The following is a 7,588-nucleotide window of genomic DNA, read 5'->3' as shown; positions in this document are numbered from 1 at the left end:
CGGCCGCGCACCCCCGGCATCGTGGCGTCCTCGGCGGCCGGCGCGGCCGACCCCTGGGGCGGGGCGGCCTCCGGCGGCAAGGGCTACGGCGAGGTGCGCCGGATCCGCGACGCGGCCTACCAGCGGCGCACAACGCTCACCCACCTCGCCGGCGGGATCACCGTCCACAACGCCCGGACGGCGTTCGGCGGCACCTCCTGGGGCTGGCTGCCCGGGACGAACGTCTACACCTCCTACGACCACGGCGCGGCCGTCGACGAGGCCCGCCGCGTCTCGCCCAAGCTGGCCCCGATGCAGCAACTGGGCCACCTGCTGCGGACCGTGCCGGACCTCGCCCGGCTCGACCCGGCGAAGGAGGTCCGCGCGCAGGACGACCGGGTGACCGTGTACCACCTGGCCAACCCCGACACCGGCGCCCAGGTGTACGTCCTGCGCAACGACTCCGACGAGCAGGTCACCACCGCCCTGCCGGGCACCGCCGTCGACGCCCCGGTGAGCGTCGGACCGCGGGACGCCAAGCTGCTCCTCGGGGACGTCCGGCTGGGGCACCGCAGGCTGGCCTACTCCACCGTGCAGCCCATGCTCAGCATGACCGCCGGCCGGCACGACCTCGCCGTGTTCGCGGGCCGCCACGGCGAGATGGCGCAGGTCGCGCTGGACTGCGACTCCCAGCCGCTCACCAACCGCCTGGACGAGGAGCCCGCGTGGTCCTACGACCAGGGCCGGCTCAACGTGGCCGTGCCGCTCGGGGCGGGCGGACTGGCCCGGGTGCTGGTGGAGAACGGCGACTCCGACACGCCCATGGTGCTGCTGTTCGTGGACGACGCGGGCGCGCAGCGGATGTGGCCCTACGAGACGCCGTCCGGCCCGCTGCTGGTCCACGGCCCCGCCCTGCTGCGGTCGGCCACCGTGCGCGGCTCCACCCTCCACCTCACCGGGGACACCGCCGGCGAGACCGGCCTGGAGGTGTGGGCGCCGCGCGGCACGACCGCCGTGACCTGGAACGGCCGCCCGGTGCGCACCACCGTCAGCCGGGCGGGCAGCCTGGTGCTGGAGGGGCTGCTGCCGGGCGTGAACCGGCCGGAACTGCCCGCCCTGACGGGCTGGCGGCGGCGAGCGGAGAACCCGGAGGCCGACCCCGGCTACGACGACTCCGGGTGGCGGACCGCCGACCTCACCGCCTCCCACAGCATCACCCCCGTGCCCGACGGGCAGCCGGTGCTGTTCGCCGACGACTACGGCTTCCACTACGGCGACGTCTGGTACCGGGGGCGGATCGCGGACGCCCGCGGCCTGGAGACGGTGTCCCTGTCCTACCGCACCGGCACGCAGGGGCTGTTGATGGCCTGGCTGGACGGGCGCCCGCTGGGCACGCACCGCATGCCGGTGCCCGGCGCGGACACCGCGGACCGGGGCACCTGGAACGCCACGGTGTCCTTCGCCGTCCCCGCGGAGCTGCGCGGTCGGGCCCGCCACGTGCTGTCCGTGCTGGTCCGGCCGATGCAGCACGCGGACGGCGAGGAGCCCTCCGCGTACCGGGCGGGGCGCGGGCTGCGGTCCGTGGCCCTCAAGGGCGCCGACGCCACGGTGACCTGGCGGATCCAGGGCGCCCGGGAACCGGACCCGGTGCGCGGACCGCTCAACCACGGCGGGCTGTTCGGGGAGCGCGCCGGCTGGCACCTGCCGGGGTACGACGACGCGGACTGGCGCCGCGCCGACTCCCTGCGCGCGCGACGGCGGCAGGGGGTGACCTGGTACCGGACGGGGTTCCGGCTGGACGTCGACCCGGGCGTGGACGCCTCCGTCGGCCTCACCCTGGACGACGACCCGGGGCGCGCCTACCGCGTCCAGATCTTCCTCAACGGCTGGAACATGGGCCAGTACATCAACGACGTGGGCCCGCAGCACACCTTCGTGCTGCCCAACGGGATCCTGCGCACCCGCGGTGCCAACACCCTGGCCCTGGCGGTGCTGGCCGACGGGACCACCCCGGCGGGGCCCCGCGACGTACGGCTGACGCTGATCGGGGCGGCCGCCGGCGGCGTCCCGGTGAAGGCGGTGGACTCGCCGGGGCGGTGAGCCCCGCCCCCGCCCGCCCGCCCGGCTGCGCACCGAGCGATAGCCGCGGCCGGCGGGCGGGGACGCCTCGCCGGGCCCGACTCGCCCTGTTCCAGAGCCGTCTGGCCCCGTCCGGGCGGCACAGCGGTCACCGGTTCGCCTGACGCGGGCCCGCGCGGGCGCGTAGGCTCAGACGACTGTGACCACGGCGGTGACGAGAGCGGGGGACGCGATGGAGTCCGCGGACGCGGCCCTGGGCCCGGCCTCGTTCCTCAGCGACTTCTACCCCTCGTTCTGGTGGATCCCGGCCGCCGTGCTCGCCGCCGCCCTCGCCATCAAGCTGCCGACGATCATCCGGCTCTGGACGGATCCGCTGCTGCGCGCGGTCGGCGGGCTGCTGCTGCTCGCCTGCGCGGTCTTCGTGTTCGTCGCGCCGTCGACCATCGTGTGGGTCAACCGGGTCACCGGCGTGCCCAACATCTCGGCGCCCTGGGTGTATTCGCTGCTGACCGCGTTCTGCGGATCCTGCCTGGTGCTGATCATCGCCTGGCGCAACGGCCTGTCGGAGCACTCCGCCTCCACCCGCCGCGCCACCCGCTGGGTGCTGTCCTGCTACGGGGGCGTGATCGTGCTGCTGTGGGTGCTGTTCGCCCTGGCGGACGTGCCCGTGGAGCGGACCCTCGACCTGGACACCTACTACGCCACCACCCCGTTCATGCGCGAGGAGATCCTGCTGTACCTCCTCGCGCACACCGTGGCGGTGCTCATCACCTCGAAGCTGATCTGGAACTGGATCCGCACCGACGGGCTCGACGCCCTGCTGCGCTGGGGACTGATGTTCCTGGGCGTCGGCTACGCGCTGAACCTGGGCTTCGACGCGGCCAAGCTGACGGCCGTGGGCGCCCGTTGGGCGGGCCGCGACCTGGACTGGCTGAACCTCCACGTGGCCCCGGCGCTGGCCTGCCTGTCCGCGGTGTCGATCGCCGTCGGCTTCATCCTGCCGCACGCCGGCCAGTACCTGCACGAGCGGTGGCGGCTGCGCCTGGCCCACCACCAACTGCGGCCCCTGTACCTGCTGATGCGGCGCGTGCACGGCTCCGGGGTCCCCTTCGTGCTGCGCGCCAGCATCGAACTGCGGCTGACCCGGCGGGAGACCTTCATCCGGGACGTGCTGCTGCCGCTGGCCCGGCGTATCGACGAGCGGCTGCACGAGCGGTCCCACGCCGCCGCCCTCGGACTGGGGCACCCGCCGGAGCGGGCCAGGGCGCTCGCGGCGGCCGTGGTGATCCTGGACGCCGTGGAGGCCGGGCCCCGGGCGGACGACGACGGCACCGCCCGCGACCCCGACACCACGGACCTGCTGCGGGGCATCGGGGCGGTCTCCCGCGCCCTGCGCCGCCCCGACGACCTGCGCACGGTCCGCGCCCGTGCCGACCGGACGGTGCCGGTCACCGAGTGACGCACCCGCAGAGGTGGCCGGAACGGCACCTCGCTTGGCATATTGCACGGGTGACCGAACCAGGCCCAGGGGTTCCGGGAGAACAGGGAGACACCGGTGCGTACCAGGAAGGAGATGCGACGTCTCGCCGACGCCCTCATCGACCCCATCAGGGTGGCCGTCCCGGCCGATCCGGAGGACCTGTTCGACGCGCTGGTCGCCTCGGTCAGCGCCTGGCGCGGGCGTGACGTCGTCGTCCACCGGGCGGCGTTCCCGCCGCACACGGCCAGCGGACTGTGGCTGGACCGGGAGAGCCACGACGACGTGGTGGTGGACGAACGGGCCGCGGTCTGGCACCAGATCGTGATCCTGTGCCACGAGGTGTGGCACATGCACCGGCGCGGCCCCGCCCCCTCCCCGGCGGCCGGGCCGGGTGAACGCGTCGCCGCCCGCACCGACTTCAGCGAGGCCGAGGAGCAGGAGGCGGACCGCTTCGGCATGCTGATGGGGCGCCGGCTGCGCACCTGGCTGGAGGCCACCCCCGACTCGGTGTTCGCCACGGAGGGCGGGACCGATCAGGAACCCCAGGACCTCGCCGCCCGCATCGGGGCCGCCCTGAACCACCGCGGGACGCGGCGATGAACGGCCTCATCAACTACGTCAGTTGCGGCATGCTGTGGCTCGGCCTGCTGGTCAGGGCGCCGGACCTGCTGCGGCACCGGCGCGACCCGTACCTGCGGGCCATCTGCGCGGTGCTGGGCCTCGCGGGACTGTGCTTCGCCCTGGGGGCGCCGCCCACGGTCGGCGCGGTCAACCGGCTCAGCGGGGTGCCGAACCTCGCGGCACCGGTGACGTACGCGGCGATCACCGCGTACTGCGCCGCCTCCCAGGTGCTGATCGTGCACTGGCGGGGCGGGCCCCGGGTGCACCGCACCGCCCGGCGCTGGATCCTCGCCTACGCGGGCGTGGTCCTCGGGATCGCCGTCACGTTCACGCTCGCCGACGCGCCCGAGGAACGCCGCACCGACCTGGACACCTACTACGCGACCACGCCGTGGATCGCGCAGATGATCGTGCTGTACCTGCTCGCCCACCTCGTCGCGGTCACCGTCACCACGGTGTCGTCGCTGACGTGGGCGCGCCGGGTGCGCGGCCGGCTGCGGGTGGGGCTGACCCTGTTCGGGGCCGGTTCCCTGTGCGGTGCCGGGTACAGCGTGGCCAAACTGGTCGCGGTGGGCGCCCGCTGGACCGGGCGGGACTGGCCGGCGCTGGGCACCGCCGTCTCCCCGGCCGCGGCGGGCCTGGGCGCGGTGATGACGGTGACCGGCGTCCTCGTCCCGCTGGTGGGGCCGCGGGTGACGGACTGGCGCACGGCGCGCCGCACGTACGCCCGGCTGGCGCCCCTGGAGCGGGTCCTGGACGGGCTCCTCACCCGGCGGTCGCTGCGCCTGCCCCGCCCCCGCTGCGCCTCCCCCGCCACCCGGCTGATGTGGCGTCAGACCAGTATCCACAACGCGCTGAGTCACCTGGACGCCTACTTCGACCGGCACCTGTACGACCGGACCCGCGCCGCGGTCCTCGGCACGACGGGCGACCCGGAGTGGGCGGAGGCCGCCGCCTGGGCGGCAATCATTACGGCGGCGGTACGGGACGAGGCGGACGCCCGGCCCGGCACGCCCCCGCCCGACGGCGCCGGACGCCTCCTCGACCGGGTCCCCGGACCGGCGGGGCTGGCCCGGATCGCGGACGCGCTGTCCGCCGTGGCCCCGCCGCTGCCCACGGCGCCGGTGGCCGGCGGCACGACCCCTGCGGGGACCGCGTGAGCCTCCTCGTGTACCTCGGCGGCCTGATGTTCGGCCTGACGTCCGTGCTGCTGGCCCGCCGTCCCCGCGCCGCGCTGCGCAACCCGCTCACCCTGTCCACCTGGCTGGCGATCGTCCTGGGCGCCCTGGTCTTCGTGTGCGCCGCCCCGCCCACCCTGGCCGCCGTCAACGACCTCACCGGCATCCCCAACTTCGGCGCGCCGCTGACCTACGGCATGCTCAACGCGTACAGCTGCGCCGTGCTGGTGCTCCTCATCAACTGGCGGGGCGGGCCCCGCGCCCGGGTGCGGCGGCTGGTGCTGCGGACGGTGGCGGCCTACGGGCTGCTCACCGTCGCCATCGTGGCGCTGTTCGCGCTCGCCGGCCCGGACACCGAGCGGCTGACCGACCTCGACACGTACTACGCCACCACGCCGTACCTGCGGGAGATGATCCTGCTCTACCTGCTCGGACACAGCGCCGCGATGCTCGCGCTGTGCCTGGTGTGCCTGAAGTGGGGCCGGGAGGTCACCGGTTCCCTGCGCACCGGGCTGCGGCTGATCGTGCTGGGCGCGCTGCTGGACCTGGTGGGCTTCCAGCTGGCCAAGTACACCGCCGTCGTGGCCCGTTGGACGGGGCACGACCTGGACGTGCTGTCCACGCACATCGCCCCGCCGATGGCCTCGCTGGCCGCCCTGCTGTGCTCGGCGGGCTTCCTGCTGCCCCGGCTGCTGCCCCCGGTGCTCGCCCACCGGCGGGCGCTGGTGGACCACCGCCGGCTGGAACCGCTGTGGGCGCTGGTGGGGCCGGCCTCCACGACTCCCGGGCCGCCCGCCGCCAGCCGGCTGCTGCCGCAGGAGCGGCTGCAGTGGCGGGAGGTCGCCATCCACGACGCCCTGCTGGCGCTGGCCCCGTACTTCGACCACCGGCTCCGGGAACGCGTGCGGGACGCCGCCCTGGCCGCCGGCAGCACCCCGCACCGGGCCCGGCTCACCGCGGAGGCGGCGATGCTCACCGAGGCCGCCCGCCGGGCCGCCGCGCGCGCGGAGCCGCCGCAGGGCTCCGGCACGTACCGGCTGCACGCCACCGAGGTGTCCGGCACGGGCGGACTGGTGGAGCTGGCCCAGGCGCTGACCCGTCCGCCCGCCGCCCCCGACGGCACCGTGCCGTCCGCCATGGCCGATCCCATGGCCGAACCCGAGGAGCCCCATGTCGCGTAGAGCTGTCGTCATCGGTGCGGGCCTGGCCGGCATGCTGGCCGCCGCCGTCCTGTCCGGCGCGGGCGTGGACGAGGTGATCGTGCTGGACCGCGACGAGCTGCCCGACGGCCCGGAGCACCGCCGGGGGCTGCCGCAGGGGCGGCACGCGCACCTGCTCATGGCCGGCGGCGCGAACGCCCTGGAGGAACTGATGCCGGCCGCGCACCTGCGCAAGCGGCTGCTCGCCGCCGGGGCGCACGAGATATCCCTCGCCCACGGCATGCTCGCGCTGACCTCGGAGGGCTGGCTGCGGCGGTGGCGGCTGGAGGGCCCGAGCATGATCACGTGCAGCCGCGCGCTGCTGGACTGGGTGGTGCGCTCGGCGGTGCTGGACCAGGCGCCGGGGGTGCGGATCCGCAAGGCGGCGGTGATCGGACTGACGGGCTCCCTGGACCGGGTGACCGGGGTGCGGCTGGCGACGCCGGGCGGGGACACCGACCTGCCGGCCGACTTCGTGGTGGACGCCGGCGGGCGCGGCACCCGGGTCGTCGGCTGGCTGGACGCGCTGGGCCTGTCGGGCGTGCGGGAGCGGACCGTGGACGCCGGGCTGGTCAACGCGACCCGCGTCTACCGGGTGCCCGAGGGCGCGGGCCGGTTCCCGCTGACCGTGGTGCAGCCGAACCCGTACGCGTCGCGGCCGGGGCGCAGCGCGATGGTCATGCCGATCGAGGGCGACCGCTGGCTGGTGAGCTGCGGCGGCACCCGCGGCGGCGAACCCCCGGCGGACCCGGACGGGTTCCTGCGGTACATGCTGGCCCTGCCGGACCCGATCGTGGGGCGGCTCGTCTCGGGGGCCGAACCGCTCACCGACGTGCACCTGAGCCGGTCGACCAGCAATGTGCGGCGGTACCTGGAGAAGGCGCCGCACTGGCCCGAGGGCCTCACGGTCATCGGCGACGCGCTGGGGACGTTCAACCCGGCCTACGGGCAGGGCATGTCGGTGGCCGCGTTCGGGGCCCGGGCGCTGGCCCGGGAGCTGGGGCGCGCGGAGCTGACCGCGCCCGGGCTGGGCCGGCGGGTGCTGCGCGGCG

The 7,588-nt window shown here is 75.5% G+C and carries 6 protein-coding genes; all 6 read left to right on the top strand.

The features are described 5' to 3' along the window. The coding region (locus G3I53_RS15785; RefSeq protein ID WP_164438462.1) for a beta galactosidase jelly roll domain-containing protein at window positions 1-2,079 on the top strand (2,079 nt) is incomplete at its 5' end. A 211-nt stretch (window positions 2,080-2,290) separates the two neighbouring features. Continuing rightward, window positions 2,291-3,517 (top strand): DUF6545 domain-containing protein, encoded by a 1,227-nt coding sequence (locus tag G3I53_RS15780; protein ID WP_164338556.1) that lies wholly within the window; start codon window positions 2,291-2,293, stop codon window positions 3,515-3,517. A gap of 96 nt (window positions 3,518-3,613) precedes the next feature. After that, window positions 3,614-4,138, top strand: coding sequence for a toxin (locus G3I53_RS15775; protein ID WP_164338554.1), 525 nt, complete (start codon window positions 3,614-3,616; stop codon window positions 4,136-4,138). Continuing rightward, on the top strand, window positions 4,135-5,319 hold the full coding sequence (locus tag G3I53_RS15770) for an MAB_1171c family putative transporter (RefSeq protein ID WP_164438461.1): 1,185 nt from the start codon (window positions 4,135-4,137) through the stop codon (window positions 5,317-5,319). Before G3I53_RS15775 ends, G3I53_RS15770 begins: the two co-directional genes overlap by 4 nt. Next, the gene (locus tag G3I53_RS15765; protein WP_164438460.1) at window positions 5,316-6,518 is read left to right on the top strand and encodes an MAB_1171c family putative transporter; all 1,203 of its coding nucleotides are present in this window, start codon (window positions 5,316-5,318) and stop codon (window positions 6,516-6,518) included. Before G3I53_RS15770 ends, G3I53_RS15765 begins: the two co-directional genes overlap by 4 nt. After that, window positions 6,508-7,588 (top strand): FAD-dependent monooxygenase (locus G3I53_RS15760; RefSeq protein WP_164438459.1); only part of this gene is annotated, 1,081 nt, incomplete at its 3' end. The genes G3I53_RS15765 and G3I53_RS15760, both read left to right, overlap by 11 nt.

The sequence above is a fragment of the Streptomyces sp. SID14436 genome (assembly GCF_010548465.1).
In the GTDB taxonomy this organism is placed as follows: domain Bacteria; phylum Actinomycetota; class Actinomycetes; order Streptomycetales; family Streptomycetaceae; genus Streptomyces.
Note: the sequence above shows the minus strand (reverse complement) of the source record. Positions and strands in the feature narration are given on the sequence as shown.